At 42.5% G+C, this 21,538-nt stretch carries 26 protein-coding genes; 12 read left to right on the top strand and 14 right to left on the bottom strand.

What is annotated here, in order from left to right; genetic code table 11:
• The first annotated feature begins 93 nt into the window (after positions 1 to 93).
• From ABDD94_RS11135 to ABDD94_RS11125, 3 genes are read left to right on the top strand one after another with little or no spacing between them, the layout of a single operon-like run.
• Positions 94 to 564: a GNAT family N-acetyltransferase gene (locus tag ABDD94_RS11135; RefSeq protein WP_345955933.1), complete on the top strand. Its 471-nt coding sequence runs from the start codon at positions 94 to 96 to the stop codon at positions 562 to 564.
• A gap of 1 nt (position 565) precedes the next feature.
• Complete coding sequence (locus ABDD94_RS11130) at positions 566 to 1,189, top strand: RNA-binding domain-containing protein (RefSeq protein WP_345955932.1); 624 nt, start codon at positions 566 to 568, stop codon at positions 1,187 to 1,189.
• A gap of 60 nt (positions 1,190 to 1,249) precedes the next feature.
• Positions 1,250 to 2,632 carry an MATE family efflux transporter gene (locus tag ABDD94_RS11125; protein WP_345955931.1) on the top strand — a complete coding sequence of 461 codons (1,383 nt, stop codon included), beginning with the start codon at positions 1,250 to 1,252 and terminating at the stop codon, positions 2,630 to 2,632.
• On the opposite strand, the gene ABDD94_RS11120 is transcribed toward ABDD94_RS11125, so the two are convergent.
• Genes ABDD94_RS11120 through ABDD94_RS11090 form a run of 7 tightly spaced genes read right to left on the bottom strand, consistent with a single transcriptional unit; the run spans position 2,621 to position 8,001 of the window.
• The gene (locus tag ABDD94_RS11120; protein ID WP_345955930.1) at positions 2,621 to 3,523 is read right to left on the bottom strand and encodes a histone deacetylase; all 903 of its coding nucleotides are present in this window, start codon (positions 3,521 to 3,523) and stop codon (positions 2,621 to 2,623) included. The two genes, ABDD94_RS11125 and ABDD94_RS11120, sit on opposite strands and share 12 nt — an antisense overlap.
• Positions 3,524 to 3,531: 8 nt before the next feature.
• A complete protein-coding gene (locus tag ABDD94_RS11115) occupies positions 3,532 to 4,377 on the bottom strand; it encodes a bestrophin family ion channel (RefSeq protein WP_345952019.1) in 846 nt (281 codons plus the stop codon).
• A 4-nt stretch (positions 4,378 to 4,381) separates the two neighbouring features.
• Positions 4,382 to 5,665 carry a kynureninase gene (gene kynU, locus ABDD94_RS11110; protein ID WP_345955929.1) on the bottom strand — a complete coding sequence of 428 codons (1,284 nt, stop codon included), beginning with the start codon at positions 5,663 to 5,665 and terminating at the stop codon, positions 4,382 to 4,384.
• A gap of 44 nt (positions 5,666 to 5,709) precedes the next feature.
• A complete protein-coding gene (locus tag ABDD94_RS11105; protein WP_345955928.1) occupies positions 5,710 to 6,216 on the bottom strand; it encodes a pyridoxamine 5'-phosphate oxidase family protein in 507 nt (168 codons plus the stop codon).
• A gap of 60 nt (positions 6,217 to 6,276) precedes the next feature.
• A complete protein-coding gene (locus ABDD94_RS11100) occupies positions 6,277 to 6,879 on the bottom strand; it encodes a DNA-3-methyladenine glycosylase (RefSeq protein ID WP_345955927.1) in 603 nt (200 codons plus the stop codon).
• On the bottom strand, positions 6,866 to 7,525 hold the full coding sequence (locus ABDD94_RS11095) for an alpha/beta hydrolase (protein ID WP_345955926.1): 660 nt from the start codon (positions 7,523 to 7,525) through the stop codon (positions 6,866 to 6,868). The genes ABDD94_RS11100 and ABDD94_RS11095 overlap by 14 nt, the downstream gene beginning before the upstream one ends.
• Positions 7,525 to 8,001 carry a GAF domain-containing protein gene (locus ABDD94_RS11090; protein ID WP_345955925.1) on the bottom strand — a complete coding sequence of 159 codons (477 nt, stop codon included), beginning with the start codon at positions 7,999 to 8,001 and terminating at the stop codon, positions 7,525 to 7,527. The genes ABDD94_RS11095 and ABDD94_RS11090 overlap by 1 nt, the downstream gene beginning before the upstream one ends.
• Before the next feature lie 78 nt (positions 8,002 to 8,079).
• Between ABDD94_RS11090 and ABDD94_RS11085 the strand changes: the two genes are divergently transcribed.
• Entirely contained in the window at positions 8,080 to 8,790 is a 711-nt protein-coding gene (locus ABDD94_RS11085) for a DUF3291 domain-containing protein (RefSeq protein ID WP_345955924.1), read from the top strand.
• A complete protein-coding gene (locus tag ABDD94_RS11080; RefSeq protein WP_345952026.1) occupies positions 8,787 to 9,032 on the top strand; it encodes a hypothetical protein in 246 nt (81 codons plus the stop codon). The genes ABDD94_RS11085 and ABDD94_RS11080 overlap by 4 nt, the downstream gene beginning before the upstream one ends.
• 83 nt (positions 9,033 to 9,115) lie before the next feature.
• On the opposite strand, the gene ABDD94_RS11075 is transcribed toward ABDD94_RS11080, so the two are convergent.
• The 3 genes from ABDD94_RS11075 to ABDD94_RS11065 form a co-directional block, all read right to left on the bottom strand.
• Positions 9,116 to 9,625, bottom strand: coding sequence for a 2'-5' RNA ligase family protein (locus ABDD94_RS11075; RefSeq protein ID WP_345955923.1), 510 nt, complete (start codon positions 9,623 to 9,625; stop codon positions 9,116 to 9,118).
• Between the two features lie 30 nt (positions 9,626 to 9,655).
• Positions 9,656 to 10,249: a DinB family protein gene (locus tag ABDD94_RS11070; RefSeq protein WP_345955922.1), complete on the bottom strand. Its 594-nt coding sequence runs from the start codon at positions 10,247 to 10,249 to the stop codon at positions 9,656 to 9,658.
• A 65-nt stretch (positions 10,250 to 10,314) separates the two neighbouring features.
• On the bottom strand, positions 10,315 to 10,914 hold the full coding sequence (locus ABDD94_RS11065) for a Crp/Fnr family transcriptional regulator (protein ID WP_345955921.1): 600 nt from the start codon (positions 10,912 to 10,914) through the stop codon (positions 10,315 to 10,317).
• Positions 10,915 to 11,265: 351 nt separating this feature from the next.
• On the opposite strand from ABDD94_RS11065, the gene ABDD94_RS11060 reads away from it, so the two are divergent.
• From ABDD94_RS11060 to ABDD94_RS11030, 7 genes are all read left to right on the top strand, one after another.
• Positions 11,266 to 11,913 (top strand): GNAT family N-acetyltransferase, encoded by a 648-nt coding sequence (locus tag ABDD94_RS11060; RefSeq protein WP_345952030.1) that lies wholly within the window; start codon positions 11,266 to 11,268, stop codon positions 11,911 to 11,913.
• A 35-nt stretch (positions 11,914 to 11,948) separates the two neighbouring features.
• Positions 11,949 to 13,142: an argininosuccinate synthase gene (gene argG / locus ABDD94_RS11055; RefSeq protein ID WP_345955920.1), complete on the top strand. Its 1,194-nt coding sequence runs from the start codon at positions 11,949 to 11,951 to the stop codon at positions 13,140 to 13,142.
• Positions 13,143 to 13,493 (top strand): cupin domain-containing protein, encoded by a 351-nt coding sequence (locus ABDD94_RS11050; RefSeq protein ID WP_345955919.1) that lies wholly within the window; start codon positions 13,143 to 13,145, stop codon positions 13,491 to 13,493.
• Positions 13,486 to 14,544: an N-acetyl-gamma-glutamyl-phosphate reductase gene (gene argC / locus ABDD94_RS11045; RefSeq protein ID WP_345955918.1), complete on the top strand. Its 1,059-nt coding sequence runs from the start codon at positions 13,486 to 13,488 to the stop codon at positions 14,542 to 14,544. The genes ABDD94_RS11050 and argC overlap by 8 nt, the downstream gene beginning before the upstream one ends.
• Before the next feature lie 36 nt (positions 14,545 to 14,580).
• A complete protein-coding gene (locus tag ABDD94_RS11040; RefSeq protein ID WP_345955917.1) occupies positions 14,581 to 15,723 on the top strand; it encodes an aminotransferase class III-fold pyridoxal phosphate-dependent enzyme in 1,143 nt (380 codons plus the stop codon).
• A 47-nt stretch (positions 15,724 to 15,770) separates the two neighbouring features.
• Positions 15,771 to 16,718 carry an N-acetylornithine carbamoyltransferase gene (locus ABDD94_RS11035; protein ID WP_345955916.1) on the top strand — a complete coding sequence of 316 codons (948 nt, stop codon included), beginning with the start codon at positions 15,771 to 15,773 and terminating at the stop codon, positions 16,716 to 16,718.
• A 189-nt stretch (positions 16,719 to 16,907) separates the two neighbouring features.
• Entirely contained in the window at positions 16,908 to 17,546 is a 639-nt protein-coding gene (locus tag ABDD94_RS11030; protein WP_345955915.1) for an FMN-binding negative transcriptional regulator, read from the top strand.
• 32 nt (positions 17,547 to 17,578) lie between these two features.
• Here ABDD94_RS11030 and ABDD94_RS11025 read toward each other — a convergent pair whose 3' ends face one another.
• The 4 genes from ABDD94_RS11025 to ABDD94_RS11010 form a co-directional block, all read right to left on the bottom strand.
• Complete coding sequence (locus ABDD94_RS11025; RefSeq protein ID WP_345952038.1) at positions 17,579 to 17,818, bottom strand: hypothetical protein; 240 nt, start codon at positions 17,816 to 17,818, stop codon at positions 17,579 to 17,581.
• A gap of 101 nt (positions 17,819 to 17,919) precedes the next feature.
• Positions 17,920 to 19,230: an NAD(P)/FAD-dependent oxidoreductase gene (locus tag ABDD94_RS11020; protein WP_345955914.1), complete on the bottom strand. Its 1,311-nt coding sequence runs from the start codon at positions 19,228 to 19,230 to the stop codon at positions 17,920 to 17,922.
• 130 nt (positions 19,231 to 19,360) lie between these two features.
• Positions 19,361 to 21,016, bottom strand: coding sequence for a M56 family metallopeptidase (locus tag ABDD94_RS11015; protein ID WP_345955913.1), 1,656 nt, complete (start codon positions 21,014 to 21,016; stop codon positions 19,361 to 19,363).
• A complete protein-coding gene (locus ABDD94_RS11010) occupies positions 21,013 to 21,381 on the bottom strand; it encodes a BlaI/MecI/CopY family transcriptional regulator (protein ID WP_345955912.1) in 369 nt (122 codons plus the stop codon). Before ABDD94_RS11010 ends, ABDD94_RS11015 begins: the two co-directional genes overlap by 4 nt.
• Between the last annotated feature and the right edge of the window lie 157 nt (positions 21,382 to 21,538).

The following is a 21,538-nucleotide window of genomic DNA, read 5'->3' as shown; positions in this document are numbered from 1 at the left end:
AGCAATTTACGTTTCCTTGTTAAATACTAACCGCCTAACGCTATAAGTGTTTTTACCATTTTATTTATATTAGCGTTTTAACCGCCCTTTGCTATGGATACGGCAATTAACGATGCAGATTTTTTGAACAACGGATACACCGTATCGACAGATAATAACCTGCTTCCATTTGATGTGATTTATAATTTCTTAAATAATGAATCATACTGGGCAAAAGGAATACCGGTAGATAAGCTGCAAAAAGCTATCGACAACTCTTTATGCTTTGGTATTTATAAAAATCATAATTTATGTGCCTTTGCACGCGTTGTTACTGATAGGGCAACCTTTGGTTATATATGTGATGTTTTTGTGTTAAAAACGTTCAGGGGGCTAGGCTTATCAAAATGGCTGATGCAAAACATTAGACAGCATCCGGAGTTAAAGACATTAAGGCGTTGGGCACTTGCTACCGCCGATGCGCATGAGCTTTACGTACAGTTTGGTTTTAGTCCGTTAAGTAAAACAAATAACTGGATGGAAATTTTTACACCCTATATACCCCAGGCAGAATCGGGAAGTTAAAATGAATATTAAAAGGCTGATATTAGAGGGTGAGGGCGTTTCGCTGGATTTTAAGAAGACCATTACCAGTTGTGAAAAGATAGCTAAAACAATGGTTTCCTTTGCTAATAACAAGGGAGGCCGCCTGTTGATAGGTGTTTTGGATAACGGCAGCATAAAAGGCGTAAAATCTGAGGATGAGGAGCGCTACATGATTACCAAAGCAGCGCACTTTTATGCCCGCCCCGCACTTGAACCAGCCTTTGAAGAAATTTATGTAGATGATAAACTGGTTCTGGTGGTTGATATTGAGCCTAGCATTACCAAACCTCATTATGCATTAGGCGATGACGGCAAGTGGTGGGTTTATATACGCATAAAAGACAAAAGCGTACTGGCCAGTAAAATAGTGGTGGATGTATTAAAGCGCTCGGATAATAATGAAGGTGTCCTCATCGAGTATTCATCCAAAGAAAAAGCTTTGCTAGAATACCTGGATAAGAACGAGCGCATAACCGTGAGACAATACTGCGAACTGCTTAACATGAGCCGCAGGCGCGCGCAACGTATACTGGTTAATCTGGTACTTTCGGGCGTTATTCGTGTGCATACAACCGAAAAAGAGGAATTCTACACAGCTGCATAAGGTTCTTTCCTTTATATAAAAGCTTTATCTTTGCCCTCCCCTGCATCTATTCGCCGTTCTATGTTATCTTACTTTGAAGCCTATAAGCCCTATTATCGCGAAAACTTGAAGTTGGCCATACCGGTTGTGATATCGCAGTTGGGCCATACGCTGGTACATTTGTCTGATAGTGTAATTGTGGGTCACTTCGCGGGCACAGTTTCGCTGGCTGCGGTATCACTTGTAAACAGTGTTTTTGTGGTAGCCATGGTAATGGGACTTGGTATTGCATACGGTATTACGCCTTTAATAGCACAGTTTAATGGGCAAAAAAACTATGAAGCTTGCGGACGCCTGCTATCCAACAGCATATTACTCAATTTAATATTTGGCGTGGTTCTTTTCATCGCCATGTATTTTGGCGCGGGAAACCTGCTTGATCATTTGGGGCAATCTCCTGAGGTATTAAAACAGGCTAAACCTTTCTTGCTGTTATTATCGGTTTCCCTTATACCTCTAATGTTGTTTAGTGCATTTAAACAGTTTGCCGAAGGATTGGGCTTTACTAAACAAGCTATGAAAGTTTCTATATGGGGTAACGTTCTTAATATTTGCCTGGGCGTAATATTTGTAAAAGGACTTTTTGGCATTAAACCTATGGGTGTGAGCGGTGTTGGCTACAGCACACTGGTTGACCGAACAGTAATGGCCATTGCAATGGCTATTTATATCTTCAGGTCTAAGCACTTCAAAGCCTACTTAAAGGATTTTAAAATAACGTACATTAATCGCACAAGGTGTATGGAATTGATACGCATAGGTGCACCGGTGAGTTTACAGGCAACGTTTGAGGTAAGTGCATTTAGTGCCGCAGCAGTATTAGTTGGCCAAATTGGCCCTGTGCAGCAGGCGGCGCACCAAGTGGGCATTAACCTGGCATCTATGACATATATGATTGCCAGCGGCGTCTCGTCGGCAGCGGCTATAAAGTCAGGCAATTATTTTGGCGCTAAAAGTTTTGGCGAATTAAGAGCATCGGCTATTGCCAGTTATCACATTGTACTCATATTTATGAGCACTACCGCAATCCTTTTTATTCTATTCAACCAATGGCTGCCCTGGATTATTACTTCTGATGTACGTGTGATTGCCATAGCCTCGCAGCTGTTAATCATCGCAGCAATATTTCAGCTTTTTGATGGTGCACAAGTAATTGGGTTGGGTATTTTGCGTGGCGTAGGTGATGTGAATATTCCGACAATAATAACATTTTTAGCCTATTGGGTAATAGGTTTGCCTTTGGGTTACTGGCTGGGCTTACATCTAAAGTTAGGCGCTAATGGAGTTTGGTATGGGCTTGTTGCCGGGTTGGGTGTAGCCTCTGTATTATTGTACTTCAGGTTTACACATACCACTAAAAAGCATCTTGAAGATTATATTTTTGACGACACCTTAAAAGTATAAATCAACGGCGACACGGTAAGTATTGCAATGTGCCTCAACAATATCTTTAATATGCGGTGAGTAGCCCCCGCCCATACTAACCTGCACCGGTATACCTGCTTGCTTGCATTGCTGAAGCACAAAACGATCACGCTCCTTGCATCCCTCTTTGCTTAACGCCAGTTTGCCCAGTTTATCGGATGCTAACACATCTACGCCCGACAGATAGAAAATAAAATCTGGCTTGTGTTCTTTAATTAGTCGCGGTACAGTTTCCTTAACTATAGCCAGGAAAGGCTCGTCCTCTAAGCCATCGGGCAGCGGAATATCCAGGTCAGACTTTTCTTTTCGGTAGGGAAAATTGTTAGCACCGTGCATGGAAAAAGTAAATACCCTAGGCTGCTGTGCAAATATCTGTGCTGTACCGTTACCTTGATGCACATCTAAATCTATAATTAAGATACGTTTAGATAAACCCGTATTTAATAAGTAGTTAGCAGCTATAGCCTGGTCATTCAGCATGCAAAACCCTTCACCCCAGTTTGTACCTGCATGATGAGTGCCACCAGCTACATTAAATGCCACACCGTTATCCATTGCATACCGGCAACCATCAATAGTTCCCTTAGCTATCCGTATTTCACGCTCTATCAATTTTGCATCTAAAGGGAAACCAATGCGGCGTTGTTCCTTTGGCGGCAAAGCTAAATCGCGTAGTTGCTCCCAGTAGTTCTTGTCATGCGTTAGCAGTATAGTCGGCTCGTCTAGTGGCTCGGGCGAAAACAGGTTAACGTGCGTGATTAGACCCTCATGTAGTAATTGAGCCGGTATTAACTCGTATTTCAGCATAGGAAAACGATGGCCCTCAGGCAGAGGATGCGCATATATGGGGTCGAAAGCTATTTTGAGCATATGGCTTACTAACCCAATATTTCGTTAATATGCTTTTTTATATTGGTTGACAGCCGCTCTAAAGGCAGATCATTTTCATCATAACCAAAAGGATCTTCAATTTCTTCGGCAATTAATTCAATGCTGGCCAGCACGTATAACACAAATGCAATAACAGGCACGATATAATAATGCAATTCAAACGCCCAGGTTAAAGGCAGTGTCATGATGAAGAAGAAAATGAATTTTTTTATAAAAACGCCATAGTTATAAGGAATAGGCGTATTCTTAATCCGTTCGCAGGCACCGCAAATATCGGTGAACGACATGATTTCAGCATTGATACTCATCAGCTGCTCGGTGTTAATCTGCGCGTTATTCAGTTTATACGCACGCTCAATAATACGCGATGCCACCTGGTTAGGTACATGTTTCTCAGCATCTAACTGGGCATTGTAATCGCCTTTAATGGCATCGCGCAAGTGGTCTTTTAAAACCTCGGCATATAAAGGTATATGCTGGTTGAAAAAAGCAGCATCAGCTTCATTACCGAGGTGCTTTACTTTCATGGCTAAATTACGGCTGTTATTTACCAGGCTGCCCCATAATTTGCGCCCTTCCCACCAGCGGTCATAAGCTGAGTTTATGCGAAATGCAAGTAATAACGATAACACAAAGCCTAGCGTTTGATGCACTACGTTAGTTTTGTGTATCACACTGGTATCAGGTACGTGTACATAGTCAAGCAATATCCAGGTAATCACAGCTGCGTACAAACCCACGCCAATCATTAGCGGAAAAAGCTCTCGCAGGGTGTCAGATTTATGAAATCTGAACAGAAAAGTAAACCAGTCTTTAGGATTGTAACTAATCATGAATTTAATATTGTTTAGCGGCCTCAGCTAAATGTAAGGCAGCAGTATAAACATCGGTAAAAGTGTTGTACAGAGGCACAGGGCTTAGTCTGATTACATCAGGTTCGCGCCAATCTCCAACCACACCTTTACTCACGAGGTAATCAAATGTAGCTTTTCCGTTTTGCTTGCAAACAATGGATAGCTGGCAGCCGCGCTCCTGTTCGTTTGCCGGTGTTATGATGTTGAACAATTGCTGACCTTGCTTTTTGTTAATCTCATTAATTAGATACGCAAGGTAACCCGTGAGTAGTAAGCTTTTTTGGCGCAGGGCAGATACACTGCCCGCTTCTTCAAATATATCTAACGCAGCCTTATGGGCGGCCATTAAAAGAATCGGGCTTGTACTAACCTGCCATCCCTCCGCTCCAGGTTCCGGATCAAAGCCGGGAGCCATCTTAAAGCGCGTATCATTACGATAGCCCCACCAACCAGCAAAACGGTCCAGTTCCTTATTATGATGATGTTTTTGGTGAACAAATATGCCGCTAATACCACCGGGCCCCGAGTTCATGTATTTGTAGGAACACCAACAAGCAAAATCGGCTTCCGAATTGTGCAATTCGAGTGGAACATTACCAGCGGCGTGAGCCAAATCGAAACCCACGTAAGCGCCTGCCTTTTTTGCGGCTTTGGCAATAGCCTGCAAATCAAAAAACTGCCCTGTATAATAATTAATACCGCTGAATAAAACTAAAGCCAGTTCATCGGCATTATCGTTTATAACTTGTGTGATGTCGTCGGTCCTTAGTGTGCTTTCTCCTTGGCGAGGAAAGATCTCAATTACCGCGTCGCCCGGCTCAAAGCCATGAAATCTTACCTGGCTCTCTACCGCATACTGATCTGATGGAAATGCGCCGCCTTCCATCAGTATTTTGTAACGCTTACCATTTGGTTTGTAAAAACTTACCATGAGTAAGTGCAGGTTAACGGTTAGTGAATTCATTACCGTTACCTCTTTAGGGTGCGCTCCCACAATGTTTGCCAGAGGCTGCAATAACTGCTTATGATAAGACAACCAGGGATCCCCACCCTGAAACCACCCTTCTACTGCCAGCTCTTGCCAGGCGCTTAGTTGCTTGTTAACATGCTGCTGTACCGCTTTAGGTTGTAATCCTAACGAATTACCACATAGGTATATAATATCTTGTCCTCTAAACTGTGGTATCAAAAACTGTTGGCGGAACGGACCAAGCAAGTCTTGTTCATCTAGCTGTTTGGCAAAAGCAGCACTATTTACATATTCCATCAGCCAATAATACAAAAAAGGCAGATTTTATCTGCCTCTCATGTTTATAAATCAACTTTATCGTGCTCGCCAGGTTCGAATTTCGAGCCTGTTATAACCGACTTGATCCATTTAAATGCAATGCTTACGGCACCGGCACTGTTGTCCCAATACTCAGCATCTGTGATGTTTACACGCAATAAAGCAAGGTTTGGATCTTCCAATCCGTCTTTAAAAAATGCTTCAACAAACGGATCCCAAAGTTCCTGCATCTTAACGCGGTCATCTACCACTTGCGCTACGCCGTTAATAGTGATATAGGTGGTAGCACTACCATTTGAATAGGTAACGTTAACTTTATTATCGTGCGATATTTCGGCAACTTTGGATGAAAATTCATTGGTGAAAAACCACAAGCTACCTTCTACATCTAACTGTGCAGTAGCCATTGGGCGGCTGTGAAAGCCGTTGTTTATGGTAAAAGTAGTGAGCATAGCGGTTTTTGATTTGTCGATCATGCCACGCAAGTGCTCTATATCTTCTAGTTTTTTCAAGTCTTTTTGGTAATCCATAGCGAATGTTTTTAAGTATGATAACTTATAAACCCGAAAAAAGTATTTTTGATTGAATTATTACCGATTTGGTTTGCTCACGTATACGTTACCTTTTACGTAGAACCGGTATGGCAACAGTGCATCCTCTGCCGCATAAGCAACACCAATGCGCGGAACGGCAGCAATTTGGTCATCGCTAAATGTTAAACCTTGGTCTTCAATCCAAAGTTGATCGCTTTGAAAGCTTATACCGTTCAGTTTTCGGTTAATACCTAAAGCCTTACCTACCGACCCCGGACCAGCAGTGATATTAGGTTTTACAACTGCCATGTTACGGCGGTAAAGCATAGTATCTAAGCCAACGGTAGGATTAACTGCCCTAATAAGCACTGCATGCGGCTGCCCGGCAACAGAAGTTACCACGTTTAGCATTTCATGTATGCCATAACACAAATACACATAGGCTACGCCGCCATGCGCAAACATGGTTTGTGTACGCGGCGTTAGGCGGTTACCATAGGCGTGAGATGCCTTATCTATAACGCCATTATATGCTTCTGTTTCAACAATATAACCACCCGTAATTACACCATCAATAGAGGTAAACAAGTATTTACCAAGCAAATTACGGGCTACTTCTGTAACCTGGCTATTTAGGTAAAACGACTCATGTAGTTTCATCTGTTAATATTCCTTGTATAATTTTGCTTATTTCTTTGCCACGCGTATAAACCATATCATGGCTGCCGCGCTCTATAATGTATGTAGCATCCTTAATGCGGGTATGGGAAAAGATCAAGTCCTTATTACCGATAATATGATAAATTTTATTGCGTAACGGCTTAGGTTGCCAGTTTACTATGGCATGCATAGCCCACCGCATAAATACAGGCGATGTGTTTTTTATCATATCTACAAAAAGGAAGCCTGATTTACCACGCAATTCGCCAAATAACGGCTTAATTAATAAACCCATTGAGGTGTAAAATCCATGCGGTATGATCTTGTAAATGGGAACCCTTTTAAAAAACTTAAAGTAAGGGGGGAATTCGTTAACTGATTTTATGCTGGAGATAATAACAGCCGTACGCAGTGGCATCAGACTGCTAATCTCCACCGTTATCATTCCACCCATTGATACACCAACTACAGTAGACTGTGGCGTAATGCCATATGTTTCTACCAATTTCTGCGCATAGGAGCTCAACGTGTCTTTTGCCTCGGGTTCAATCCAGTTAACGTGTACCAAGTCACATCCCGGCAATTCGAGCTTATCGAACAATCGATGATCGGCACCTAAACCTGAGATCAGAAATACTTTCTGCATTAAAACACTATCATTTTTACCAGCTCTTCCAGATAAAGCGCATCTGTTTCATCAAACTGATCCAGCAATTCACTATCCACATCAAGCACGCCTACCACCTCGTCGCCTTTAAAAAACGGCACAACAATTTCAGATTGTGATAACGAACTGCAGGCAATATGACCGGGAAAAGCTTCCACATCGGGCACTATCAATGTTTTACGTTGCTGCCAGGCTGCGCCGCAAACGCCTTTACCTAAGCAAATGCGTGTACAGGCCACAGGTCCCTGGAACGGGCCTAAAACTAACTCACCGTTTTTTACCAGATAAAATCCTACCCAAAACCACTTAAACTGTTCTTTTAACGCCGCAGCTATATTAGCCAGGTTAGCGGTAAGATCGGTCTCGCCTTGTATTAACGCCTCAATCTGCGGTAGCAAAGATTGATATTGAGCAGCTTTATCGGCTGATTGTAGTATTTGTAAGTCTTCGGCCATATTGCAAAAGTAAGCAGGGTAAGGTAAAACTTAATAAGCCAAATCTCATTTTTAATGAGTTATTTCGCTTAGTCAAATATGATTGTCAGCCTCACTATAGTACGTTACCGCAAAGCCTTTATCCCATTTGCCCTGCTGGCTATGGCCCTGCACCGCCTGCCGCTTTCATTACAAAAGGGCTGCACCTTTTGGAAATTAATGGGCTGCGGCCGTAACGGCAGTTTTGACCTTACACCCGACTGGCAACAATGGGGCTTACTGGCAACCTGGAACACCAGAGCAGATTTTGACAGCTTCTATCAGAAATCGTTCATATCATCCTGGTGGAAAAAGTTGACTACGGAAAGCTGGACCCTTTTGGCCGAGCCACTACAGAGCCACGGCAAGTGGGATGGCAAAGACCCCTTTGGAAAGCCCGAGGTAAAGGACTACAACGGCGCTGTAGCGGTGTTAACCAGGGCTACCATAAGGCCAAGTCGCCTTAAAAACTTTTGGAGCCATGTAGATGAGGCGGCCAGTATGATGGCTGCTTCGCCAGGATATATTACATCCGTTGGCATTGGTGAAGCTCCCGTATACAGGCAGGCAACGTTTTCGGTTTGGGAAAGCATCGACAACGTTAAGGCATTTGCATATCGTTCACGCCAGCACGCTGATATTATTAAGAAAACACGTGCGGAGGGCTGGTACAGCGAGGAGCTTTTTGCACGGTTTAAACCACTTGCTACCTGGGGTACCCTCAATGGTGCCGACCCGCTACAGGGTAGAATTAAAATTGAAACATTATGAGAGTTATAGCTGAATTACCGCATCCTGAATTTAAGGTTTCCATATTTAGCATGAATCGTAAGTTCATTATAAAACTGGAACAAGGTGCTTTGGAGCAAACTTATAAAGTGGCAGAGGCCGACTTGATGGACGGCGTAAACAGCGTTTTTGAACTACTGGACGAAGCTTTTTATGCCACCGTTGCCGCACGCTTTACAGAAATGCGAAAGGATTGGCGAGATGCTTATAACAAATATAACTAAGATAACATCATTGCCAGCTTAAGACTGATCTCAACAAGCTGGAGAGTCCGCTTTATTCCTTTGGCATTCCGTTAAGTATGGATTTAGTTAGTTCCAAACTCAAACGATTTCTTAAACTTCCATGGCCCGCCTTGATACTCATGAACGCCAAGCCCTAAGCCCCTGGCAGTAAATGGTTTAAAGTCTTGCTCGAGCTGTGCTTTCAATAACATGGCCTGGTTAGGCTCAACTTTATTTTGAATGGTAATGTGCGGCCATAGTGTTTGCTTATCCTGCGGAGTTAACCAGGGTTGCCACAATTGCTGTAGATACCGGTGTAATTGCATTAACGGTATGCTTTCAATCTTAAAGGCCACACCGCTTCCAATGCTTTTAATTTCGGTAACGGCAAGCTGCATGATTTGATAGGTCTGTACTGCCAAAAAAATGTCTGAAAAAATTTGGTCCTGATCTGACGGCAAATGATGAAAAAGCGTTAGGTGTGCGTTCAGGTAATTACGCTCGGGCGGGAAATGTTCACGGCGCAGTTCGTTAAAATATTGTTGGCTATCCTCGTCCAGCGTAAGTGTAAGTATCAGCGGAGTATCACTCATTCTTAATAAACGGCTGTGCTGAATAACTGTTTAGCAGATTTGTAGCTTCTGCTTAGCTATTATAAGGCCCTGTGCTTCTCTTATCTGAATAAAATGCCTTTGCTGGTGTATAACCAATACGCGTAACACATCGCCCAGCTTTAATTTGATGAGGTTACTAATGCTCATTTTAATACGCACCTTATTTAAGTCGTAAAGGTGTGCTTGCCTAATTAATAACAGGAATTGCTCCTGCCCTGCTACAAAGCCTTGAAGAACCGTTTTCGCATTTAGTTCGGCTACAGGTATATGTTTCTTAAATGCTTTTGTTTTGCTGCTTATATTCCCGTTAATATCGGGCTGCATCATTTTAGTGAGGTATCCACCAATAAGGCCGGTCTTGAATATGCCATTTGCATGGCATGAGCCGGTTGGATAGTGTTGAAGTGCTTTGGCTATTTCAGGCAAATAATAATCATTATAAGTGTTCAGGTGTTCAATCACCTGAGCAATGGTCCATTTGCCGGGCTGTGGAATGGTGTTTAGATAATGTGTGGCTATTAACAACTGCTTTGCCCATTCGGTAATTTCAATAATATCTATCTGCAGATCTGCAAGCAATTGTTTGGATTTAAATTGTGACATGGTTTAGGATTTTGGGCAAAGTACCGGATTTGCCCTGACAAAAATCTTGATCTATACCATCGTTTTTATTTCTCAAGCCTACTGTACATTTTACTAAAAGTGGCCGGATCTACACCTATGTATGATGCTAAGTACTTATGCGGAACCATGTTGAAGATAAATGCGCTACGCCTAAATAACGCCGCTAGCTTGTCGGCAGCGGTATAAACACTAAGCTCTTTTTGCCGTTCCAACAAACCGGCCAAAGTATGGCTCAGCATTATACGCAGCCACTTTTCAACCTGCGGAAATTCGTGTGCTATCTGCATAAAGTTGTTGTAACTAATACGCAGCATACGGCTTGCGGTAAGCGTCTCAAAGTACAAGGCAGATGGGCGCTGCAATAAAAAACTATCGGCAATACCAGCAAAAGAATTTGGATAAAAGAAAACCAGCGTGACATCTTTATCCTCGTAGTTACAAAAGCCACGTTGTATGCCTTCGGTTATCAAGTACAGATAATGCTCTGTTTCGCCTATTTGTGTCAGGATTTGTTTGCGTTTACAGGTTAACGCACCCCAATGTGGAAGCATGGCATTGAAGGGCTCATCATCGAACACAGCAATGCTGTTGAACACCTGATGAAGGCGCTGTATATCTTGCTGATTTATAGCTGTAGTTATCAAAGATATTTCTTTACAAAAGTTTAACTTTAATATGCATTTTTTACTTGCATAAATAAAATTATTTTGGATACTTTGCACAAAAATTCACAAACAGAGCATATTAACAAAAAATGAACATTCAAAGCATAAAAAGGACAGTAACCGCAGCAGTAAATGCATGGTTCGCCGCTGCTTTGAACGCTGTTGTTTTAGTTAACTTCCCGTCACGACGACGATTGTATATCCCCCGGGTTTGATAAACACTGTTTCATCGCCACAACCCAAACTGAGGTTTTTTCAAACTTCTTTTATACAAAACCATTAATTACATAAGGCTTAAGCCAATAATTTAAGGTAATCGTTTTATTACTCATGACCTTACAAGATTTTGATATTATAGTTGCTACCGAAAATCACGCCGATTACGCACCGCAGATATGCGATGAAATGGCATCATCGGCTAAAGCACGCGGTACTGGTATTGCACAACGTTCTCCTGAGTACGTTGCTAATAAAATGCTGGAAGGTAAAGCTATTATTGCCCTGCATAAAGATGGCACCTGGGCTGGTTTCTGTTATATAGAAACATGGAGCCACGGCGACTTTGTGGCTAACTCGGGCTTAATTGTAAACCCGGAGTTCCGGAAGGTAGGATTAGCCAAGGCCATAAAAAGGGCTGTGTTCGATCTTTCCCGTACTAAATACCCACATGCCAAAATATTCGGTTTAACTACGGGCTTGGCGGTTATGAAAATTAACTCAGAACTGGGTTACGAGCCGGTTACCTACTCAGAACTTACTCAGGATGAAGATTTTTGGAAAGGTTGCCGCAGCTGTGTTAACTATGATATTTTAACGGCCAAAGAGCGCAAGAACTGTATGTGTACCGCCATGCTTTGGGACCCGGTTGATAAGCAGCAACAGTTTGAAGAGAAGATGAAGAAGCTGACACACAAGGCTACGCTATTGGAGCGTATTGAAAATGCAATTAAAAACAGCGTAAAAACCATTACATTTTAATATTAAGTATCACCCTTTTTGGTTAACCCATCATAATGAAGAAAAAAGTAGTATTAGCCTATAGCGGCGGATTAGATACCTCATTTTGCTGCATCTACTTAACACAGGATTTAGGCCTGGAAGTACACTCGGTTATTGTAAACACCGGCGGTTTTAGCGACGAAGAGTTAAAACAGGTTGAAGAACGTGCCTACAAAATGGGTGTTACATCGCACCATGTGGTTGATGAGACGGAAAACTTTTACAATTCTTGCGTTCGTTTCCTGATCTATGGTAACGTTCTGAAGAACAACACCTATCCCCTTTCGGTAAGTGCCGAGCGCGTGAGCCAAGCAACAGCTATTGCTAACTACGCCAAAGAAATTGGTGCCGAGTATGTTGCTCATGGCAGCACCGGCGCCGGTAATGATCAGGTACGCTTTGATATGATCTTCAACATTCTGATTCCGAATGTGCAGATACTAACTCCTATCCGCGATTTGAAACTAAGCCGCGAGGCAGAAATTCAATACCTGAAAGACCACGGTGTGGAGATGAATTTTGAAAAGAATAAATATTCTATCAACAAAGGCATTTGGGGAACATCTGTAGGCGGTAAAGAAACCCTGACCTCAAACCAAGGCCTGCCGGAGGACGCATGGCCTACTCCCGTTACTTCAAACGAAACCAAGAACATTGAGCTGGTGTTTGAAAAAGGCGAACTTGTAGCCATTGATGGTACTAATTACGATCACCCAACCAAAGCCATTCAGGCCTTACAGGCTATTGCCCAGCCTTATGGCATTGGCCGCGATATTCATGTTGGCGATACCATTATAGGTATTAAAGGCCGCGTAGGTTTTGAAGCCGCCGCACCAATGGTTATTATCAAGGCACACCATACTTTAGAGAAGCACGTATTAACCAAATGGCAGTTGTCATGGAAAGACCAACTATCTTCTTTCTACGGTAACTGGCTGCACGAAGGGCAGTTTCATGACCCAATCATGCGCAACATCGAAGCCTTCCTGAACGATACACAGCAACAGGTTAGCGGCAAAGTGTTTGTTGAATTAAACCCATACCGTTTCCAGGTAACTGGTATTGAGTCAGACCATGATTTAATGTCGAGCAAGTTTGGCAGTTACGGTGAAATGAACAACGCCTGGACCGGTGATGACGTTAAGGGTTTCTCTAAGATATTTGGTAACCAGGTTATGATATACCACAAGGTAAATCAACAATCATAAATGGAATCGCTGCTTTCAAAAGAGAACTGTTTAAGCCATTATAAATGGGGTGACAACTGTGATGGGTGGAACTTTGTGGATACTGAAGCACTATCCATAAAGCAGGAGCTAATGCCGCCAAATGCGACTGAGCAACTGCACTATCACGAGCATGCAACACAGTTCTTTTTTATACTAAGCGGAACAGCCATTTTTGTTATCAACGGTCAAGTTACTGTGCTTAACCGGCAGCAAGGCATAGAAGTCAAATCCGGGCAAAAGCACCGGATAAGTAACCCTGCCGAAACTGATCTGGAATTTTTATTGTACTCACATCCATCCACAAAAAACGATAGAATAAACTGTGAATAGCCAACAAGAAACAGACCCCATTCCGCCGGTTGGCGGAGGAAGCAAAATAAAGGCAGGTATAATTGGCGGGGCCGGTTATACAGGCGGCGAACTTTTACGTATTCTGATTAACCACCCGGCGGTTGACATAGCCTTTATACACAGCAACAGCAATGCAGGCAATTTTGTGTACGAAGTGCACACTGATCTGTTTGGCGATACCGAACTACAGTTCACAGGTGAGCTATCGCACCATGTGGATGTGCTGTTTTTATGTGTTGGCCACGGCGATGCACGTAAGTTTTTAGATGCCAATCCTTTTCCAGCCAGTGTTAAGATCATTGACCTGAGCCAGGATTTCAGGCTGAAAGACAAATCGAGCATCTCCAACCCGGCTACGAAAAACTCAGAATCTACAACACGCAACTTCACATACGGCTTGCCGGAACTTAACCGTGAGGCTATAAAAGGGGCTCATAACATAGCCAATCCAGGTTGTTTTGCTACTTGTTTGCAATTAGGCTTATTGCCATTGGCTGCCAGTGGCAATTTAAACAGTGAGGTGCATATTACTGCTACTACAGGTTCTACAGGCGCTGGGCAAAGCTTGTCGCCAACATCACACTTTACCTGGCGTAATGATAATCTTTCGGTTTACAAAGCTTTTGATCACCAGCATTTAAATGAAATTGGCCAGTCGCTTACGCAACTGCAAGCCAGCTTTAACAAACAGGTGAACTTTATTCCGTACCGCGGCGACTTTACCAGAGGTATTATTGCTTCTATTTATTTGGACAGCGATCTGTCGGCCGAAGAAGCGGTGAAACTTTACACTGAATATTACGGCAGCCATCCATTCACTAACGTTACCACCCGCAACATCGACTTAAAGCAGATTGTGAACACTAACAAATGCTTTATACAGGTACAAAAAAAGGGTGACAAGTTATTTATAATCAGCATTATGGATAACCTGTTAAAGGGTGCATCAGGCCAGGCAGTCCAAAACATGAATCTGATTTTTGGGTTAGAGGAAACCGCTGGCTTGAAACTGAAAGCCGCAGCTTTTTAATTGATTATATTTTTTAACGTTTTACATTTTTAGCAAATGAAACTATTTGATGTTTACCCCATCAATCCGATTGAGATTGTAAAGGGTGTTGGTAGTTTGGTTTACGATGCTCAGGGTACCGAGTATCTGGATCTATATGGCGGTCATGCCGTAATTTCTATTGGTCATACTAACCCACGATATGTAAAACGATTGGAAGATCAGTTACATCAGATAGGTTTTTACTCAAACTCTGTAGAAATACCCTTGCAAAAGCAACTGGCCGAAAAATTGGGCCGAGTATCGGGCAAGAACGACTACCAGTTATTTTTGTGTAACTCCGGTGCCGAGGCTAACGAAAATGCTTTAAAGCTTGCTTCTTTTTACAACGGTAAAAAGAAAGTTATTGCCTTTAGTAAAGCTTTCCATGGCCGTACCTCGCTGGCTGTTGCAGTAACTGATAATCCTAAAATTGTAGCGCCGGTTAATGAGACCGACAATGTAATCTTTTTGCCCTGGTGCGATGAAAGTGCATTAGAGCATGCATTTTCCCAAAACGAAATATCATCTGTTATAATTGAAGGCATACAAGGGGTTGGTGGTATACAGGTAGCAACCGAAAGCTTTTTGCAAAAAATAAGAGCGCTGTGCGATCAGTATAATGCGGTATTTATCGCCGATTCGGTTCAGTGCGGTTATGGCCGTACGGGCAAATTCTATTCACATGATTTTGCAGGGGTTGACGCTGATATTTACAGCATGGCCAAAGGCATGGGTAATGGTTTTCCTATTGGTGCTATCAGCATCTCTCCTAAAATTAAGCCAGCTTATGGTATGTTGGGTACTACTTTTGGCGGTAACCATTTAGCCTGCGCGGCTGCTTTAGCGGTTTTAGAGGAAATAGAAGAAAATAACCTAATGCAGAATGCTGCCGAAGTTGGCCAATACTTGATTACTGAACTTAGGAAGTTTGAGCAGGTCATAGAAGTTCGTGGTCGTGGTTTGATGATTGGCATCGAACTACCGCAGGAACTGGCCGACGTTCGTAAAGAGCTTTTGTATAAGCACCATATTTTTACAGGCGAAGCTAAACCCAATGTAGTTAGATTGCTACCTGCGCTAAACTTAACCAAAGCACATGCCGACCAGTTTTTAGAAGCATTTGCACAAACCCTGAAAGCTGCGCACGCCGTAGCTTAATATATAAACTAAAACACTTTCCCGTTAGGGACGACCGGAAAAGATAGATGAAGCAATTTACATCCGTACACGACGTAACCGATATTAACGCCTTAGTTGCCGAAGCACTGCAGCTAAAGAGCGCCCCTTACGCCTTTCAGCACTTAGGCAAAAACAAGACCATAGGCTTAGTGTTCCTTAACCCAAGCTTGCGTACCCGGATGAGCACACAAAAGGCGGCTCTTAACCTGGGGATGAACGCCATGGTGCTCAACATTGATAAGGAAGGTTGGGCTTTGGAACTACAGGATGGCGCCATTATGAACGGTACAACAGTTGAGCATATACGTGAGGCGGCGGCAGTTTTGGGTCAGTATGTGGATATCATTGGTGTGCGTTCGTTTCCGGGACTGAAAGACCGTGAAGCAGATTACAGCGAAACTATCTTCAATAAGTTTGTAGAATTTTGTGGCGTACCGGTGGTAAGCCTGGAATCAGCCACCCGCCACCCGCTGCAAAGCCTTACCGATTTAATAACCATTACAGAACTTAAAACGGTTGAGCGACCTAAGGTAGTACTTACCTGGGCACCACACATCAAAGCGTTGCCTCAGGCAGTACCTAATTCTTTTGCTGAATGGATGTGCCGTGCCGACGTTGATTTTGTAATTGCACACCCCGAGGGGTATAACTTAAGCACCGAATTTACAGAAGGTGCAACTATTACCCATAACCAACAGGAGGCCTTAGTTGGTGCCGATTTTGTGTATGTAAAGAATTGGTCGGCTTATGAGCCTTACGGTGAGATGCCTGGCAGCTACCCGGAGTGGATGCTTGATAACGAAATGCTGCAAGCTACCAACAACGCCAAAGTTATGCATTGCTTGCCTGTACGCCGAAACCTGGAGCTTTCAGACGAAGTTCTTGACGGGCCACACTCAGCCGTTATACATGAGGCCGGCAACCGCGTATGGGCTGCTCAGGCGGTATTAAAGCAGCTTTTAGAAAGCTTATAATCCTTGATTTTTAGCAGAGGATGAGTGGCTTGGCTGCTTATTCTCTGCTTGGCCTTATCAGCTAAATATAGATAGCTGCTTACCCTGCTCCGGCTACCTTGCTCCCTCGCCTACCACCTCATTTTAATATACACACCTGTAATTAAATTTCTGTTTGGCACTCTTGCTAAATAGCAACACCCTTATCTCATGTACATCCCTAAACACTTCCAAATTACTGATACCCAAGAGGCCGTAAGCTTTATGCAGCGGTACAGTTTTGCTACGCTGGTTAATAATACTAACGATGGCTTGCCCCAGGCTACACACCTGCCATTTCTAGTAAAGCACGAAGGAGATGCGGTTGTTTTGTCCTCACATCTTGCTGCAGCTAATCCGCAGGCCAGCGATGTTATTAAAGGGCAATCGCTCGTTATATTTACAGAGCCACATGCTTACATTGCACCCAAGCACTACGAAAAAGATTTAAACGTGCCAACATGGAACTATATTGCTGTACATGCTTACGGCGTAGCTACGATTGTAACAAACGAAAGCGAGCAACTAAAAGCCTTAGAACACATGGTATCTTTTTACGATGCCGACTACCTGAAACAATGGAACAACATACCCTTAGATTATAAGTTGAAAATGTGCAAAGGCATTGTAGTGTTTGATATTAAAGTAACCGACCTGCAAGGCAAAAAGAAATTGAGTCAAAACAGAACTGATACCGACCAGCAAAGTATCATTACTGCGTTTAGCCACAGCAATGATGTAACTGAACGGGTGATAGCTGATTACATGCAGTTGGAAGCAACAAAAAAGCCGGTTAAAAATCTAATTTAACCGGCTTTTTATTTTCTTGAAGATGTAATTGATTACTCACTTCCTTCTAACTTAACCACTTTGTTGTATAAGCCCAACAGCAGGAATGGTGCTGCCCATTGTCCAACAAACAATGCAGTCTTGTCTTTTTTCATAATTTTTAAAGTAGCAGAAACTGCCATTGAACCTAACGCCGCCCACAAAAATAGATCAGATGGTAGCTTGGCGGTTTGCTGTTCGATAGCTTTGGCTACTGGGCCTTCGCTATGTTCAGGATTGAAATTTGTTGCCATGATTTGAGTTATTAGTTATTTATTGTAGTAATAACACATTGCCTCAAATATTGTTAACAAATTTTAACTAAAAGTTTACGAATACACCTCACAGGAATAATTTATTTAGCTGTGGGTTCAGTCATCATGGTATTGGTGTCAAAATAACGGATGATAAGCCGGTTATCGGTATTCTTGGTAAAGTAATTTATGAGCCAGTTGCTAAACACTACTAATTTATTACTAAAGCCAGCCAACGACATAATGTGTACAAATAACCATATAAACCAGGCAAAAAAGCCTTGAAAGTGTAGCTTACCCAAATCGGCCACAGCGCGGTTGCGCCCAATGGTAGCTAAAGATCCTTTGTCATGATACTTAAAAGGTTGGGTGGCTTCTCCCCTTACCAGGTGCAATATATTTTTAGCCAAGTGCGCACCCTGCTGTATGGCTACCGGTGCAACACCCGGATGCCCTTCGGGCGAGTCGGGTGTGATCATGGCAGCCACATCGCCAATAGCAAATATATTCTGAAATCCCTTAACGCGGCTTATCTCGTCGGTCTGTATGCGCGCGCCTCTAATTACTACGTCCTGCGGTATACCCGGTGGCACCTCACCCTTAACGCCAGCAGCCCAAAACACGTTACGTGTTTTAAGAGTTACACCGTTGTCTATCTTTAACTCATCGCCGTTAAAGCTGGTTACGTGCACATCATTATAAATGATTACCCCCATATCAATCAAAAACTCTTTGGCCTTAACCGATGCCTGTTCAGACATAGCCGCTATAAGTTTAGGTTTACCCTCAGCCAAATACACTTTCATATCTTCGGGTTTTAGGTCAGGATAATCTTTGCATAACATATTCATGCGCATTTCGGCCAAAGCACCCGAAAGTTCTGCACCTGTTGGTCCGCCGCCAACCACCACAAACGTTAGCAATGCTGCGCGTTCCACCGGGTCGGTAGTTACAGCCGCCTTTTCCAGGTTCTGCAATATCAAGCTTCTGATATTTAATGCCTCCGGAATATTCTTCATGGGCATCGTAAAGTGCTCAATCTCCTTGTTACCAAAAAAATTGGTATTTGCGCCTGTAGCAATTGCCAAGTAATCGTAATGTATATCGCCTAGCGTGGTACTTATCGTGTTACTGGCCGGGTTGATCTGCTGCACCTCAGCCATATGAAAGCTAAAGTTTTTATGCCCGGTAAATATGCGCCTGATAGGGAAACCAACGGCATCGCTTTCAATAGCGCCCATAGCTACCTGATACAACAAAGGCTGAAAAGTATGATAGTTGTGTTTATCAACCATAACTACCTCCACTTCTTTATCCCTCAAATGCCTGCCTAAATTGATGCCACCAAAGCCACCGCCTATAATTACAACACGCGGTTTACCCGATGTTTTGCCTAAATACATGTTTGCCATCGGCTATTATAAATTTACAATAGAACCTCCTTGACATGGTATATGTTTGCCAGAAGATAAAACTGTGATGCGCAATGATAGCTAACGTGCCGCTTAAAAACAAAAAGCGATGGTAACCATCGCTTTTTGTTTAAATCTTTTCATAAAACTTAAAAAAGAAATCGGGATTCTTAATACCATAGTCTTTCACATCTGCGCTTATCGATATCCAATCATTCACGGTGTACTCTTTTGCACCGGTTTTCACCTCATGCACAAATCTGAAACGCACGTGATCGCCTTGTGCTATATCGTCAAATTCTGGGGCCGATGGCTTAACGTTGAATTTGATTTGATAACCGTTTACTGCAATGATTGCGGTTTTCCATTTGCCGTTAGGATACCTATCAACGTTGGTTAAAACGCCATCGGCAAAGCGTACACGGTTGGCTTCGTACAAAAATGCATAGTCAGGGGCAGGTTCAGGCTTTGCTTCATATATGATTACATTGTCCCGTTTAATAAAGCTGGCTTGAATAACAAGCGGACCGTTTTTACCATACAGTACAGATGAAGGCTTTATATCTATTACATCACCGGGCTTCAGTAAGGCATGCACATCTTTGTCACGGCCAAAATTATCTCCCAAAATATAATTTTTTCCGTCACGCTGTATTAAGGTGCCTTGTTTTATAAATACGTTATCGCTGGTAATACTGCCAACTACCTTAAAGGTTCCGATTTCATTCTTTAATTTTTCGGCAGCTCTTACTTTTGCCTGGTAGTCGGCAGATTTGGTCCAGGCAATAAAGGCTGCATGGCCTTTGATCTGCCCAGGTGTTCTCTTAACCTTTTGTCGGTAAGGATTAACGGAGTCGGGACGTAAACGCTTTCCATCGCTTAGCTTTAGATTCAGTTTATGGTTAACTTGTACATGTTCAAATCTTGCAAAGGCAAGGCAGCTTATCACTACCATAGGTAGCACAAGCACGTAAATCACTTTTTTCATATTGGATGTGGGTTGGTTAAACAGCATGTATATCCGTTTCTTAAGCGGCGCTTTACTAAAGCCCTGAAAAATGGTTGCCTGGTTTGCTACCGTTAATTTAAGCAGCAGTGAAGCATACTTACCTTTTTCATCATTACCTGCAGCAATACGGTCAACCTCAAACTCATGGTTTTCTTCTATGGAGCGGAGGTAGCCGTATACAAACGGATTAAACCACAATACAATCCTTGCCAGCCAGGCAATAATTCTGTCTACAGAGTGCAGCAATTTAACATGCAGTAATTCGTGCGAAAGAATTTGCTTTACCTCATTGGCATCCAGCTCCTCATCATTTATAAATACTACATTTAAAAACGAGCTGTTACCAAAACTTTTATCTCCCTGCATCACAGTTACAAACCCTAGTTGCGCCAGCCTTTTACCATTTAGTTTGCGGCAAAATATTACAAGCACAATCATTAATCTTATAGATAATAGCAAGGCTCCTGTAAAGTATAAGGCTTTAATTACCATAACCCAGGCAACACCCGGTTCATAAACCACCTTGTGATTTATATGCAAAGAGTTTACTTCCAGCCGTTGCATCTGCTGTATGTACATAACCGGCTTTAATACATTAACATTGGGTGCCTCTACCGGCATTTGTAATTTAGGTATAACAAAACTAAGCAGCAGCGTTACCAGCAAATACCAGCGGTTGAGGGTAAAGAATGTTAGCCTGCGTAGAAACAAAAAATAAAAGCTATAGAAAAGGCCGGTACAGGCCGATGCCTCCAACAGATAAATGACAGTCTTCATTTCTTTGAGTTTTTGCTGATCAAGTCCTTAAGCTTTTCTATATCCTCATCACTCATCTTCTCTTCTTTTACCATAAATGACAAAAGGCTTTCTACAGAGCTATCAAAGTAATTGGTAAACATCTTTTTAAAAAAGGTTTTACGATAATCGGCTTTGGAGATAAGCGGAAAATACTCGTAGGTTTTGCCATAAGCCTTATACCCCACGTAGTTCTTTTTCTCCAACAGCCTTACAACCGACGATATAGTATTGTACGGTGGCTTGGGATCATCAGGCATCGCCTCAATTATATCCTTTACAAAAGCTTTCTTCAGCTTCCATAAAATCTGTATTACGCGCTCTTCGGTGCGGGTTAGCTCTTCCATAAATCAAATCTATAACTTATTTTTTAGTTATACAACTTATATTTCAGTTTTAAAACTGAAATATAAGTTGTCATCTTTGTCTATCATTTTAATAGATATTTATCAGATTCTATAAAAATTTGCCTATAATAGCCGCCGTTCAATAATTTGGATTGGG

Source organism: Mucilaginibacter sp. PAMB04168 (assembly GCF_039634365.2).
Classification (GTDB): Bacteria; Bacteroidota; Bacteroidia; order Sphingobacteriales; family Sphingobacteriaceae; genus Mucilaginibacter.
The sequence above is the reverse complement of the archived record's forward strand: the minus strand, read 5'-3'. Positions and strand labels throughout refer to the sequence as shown.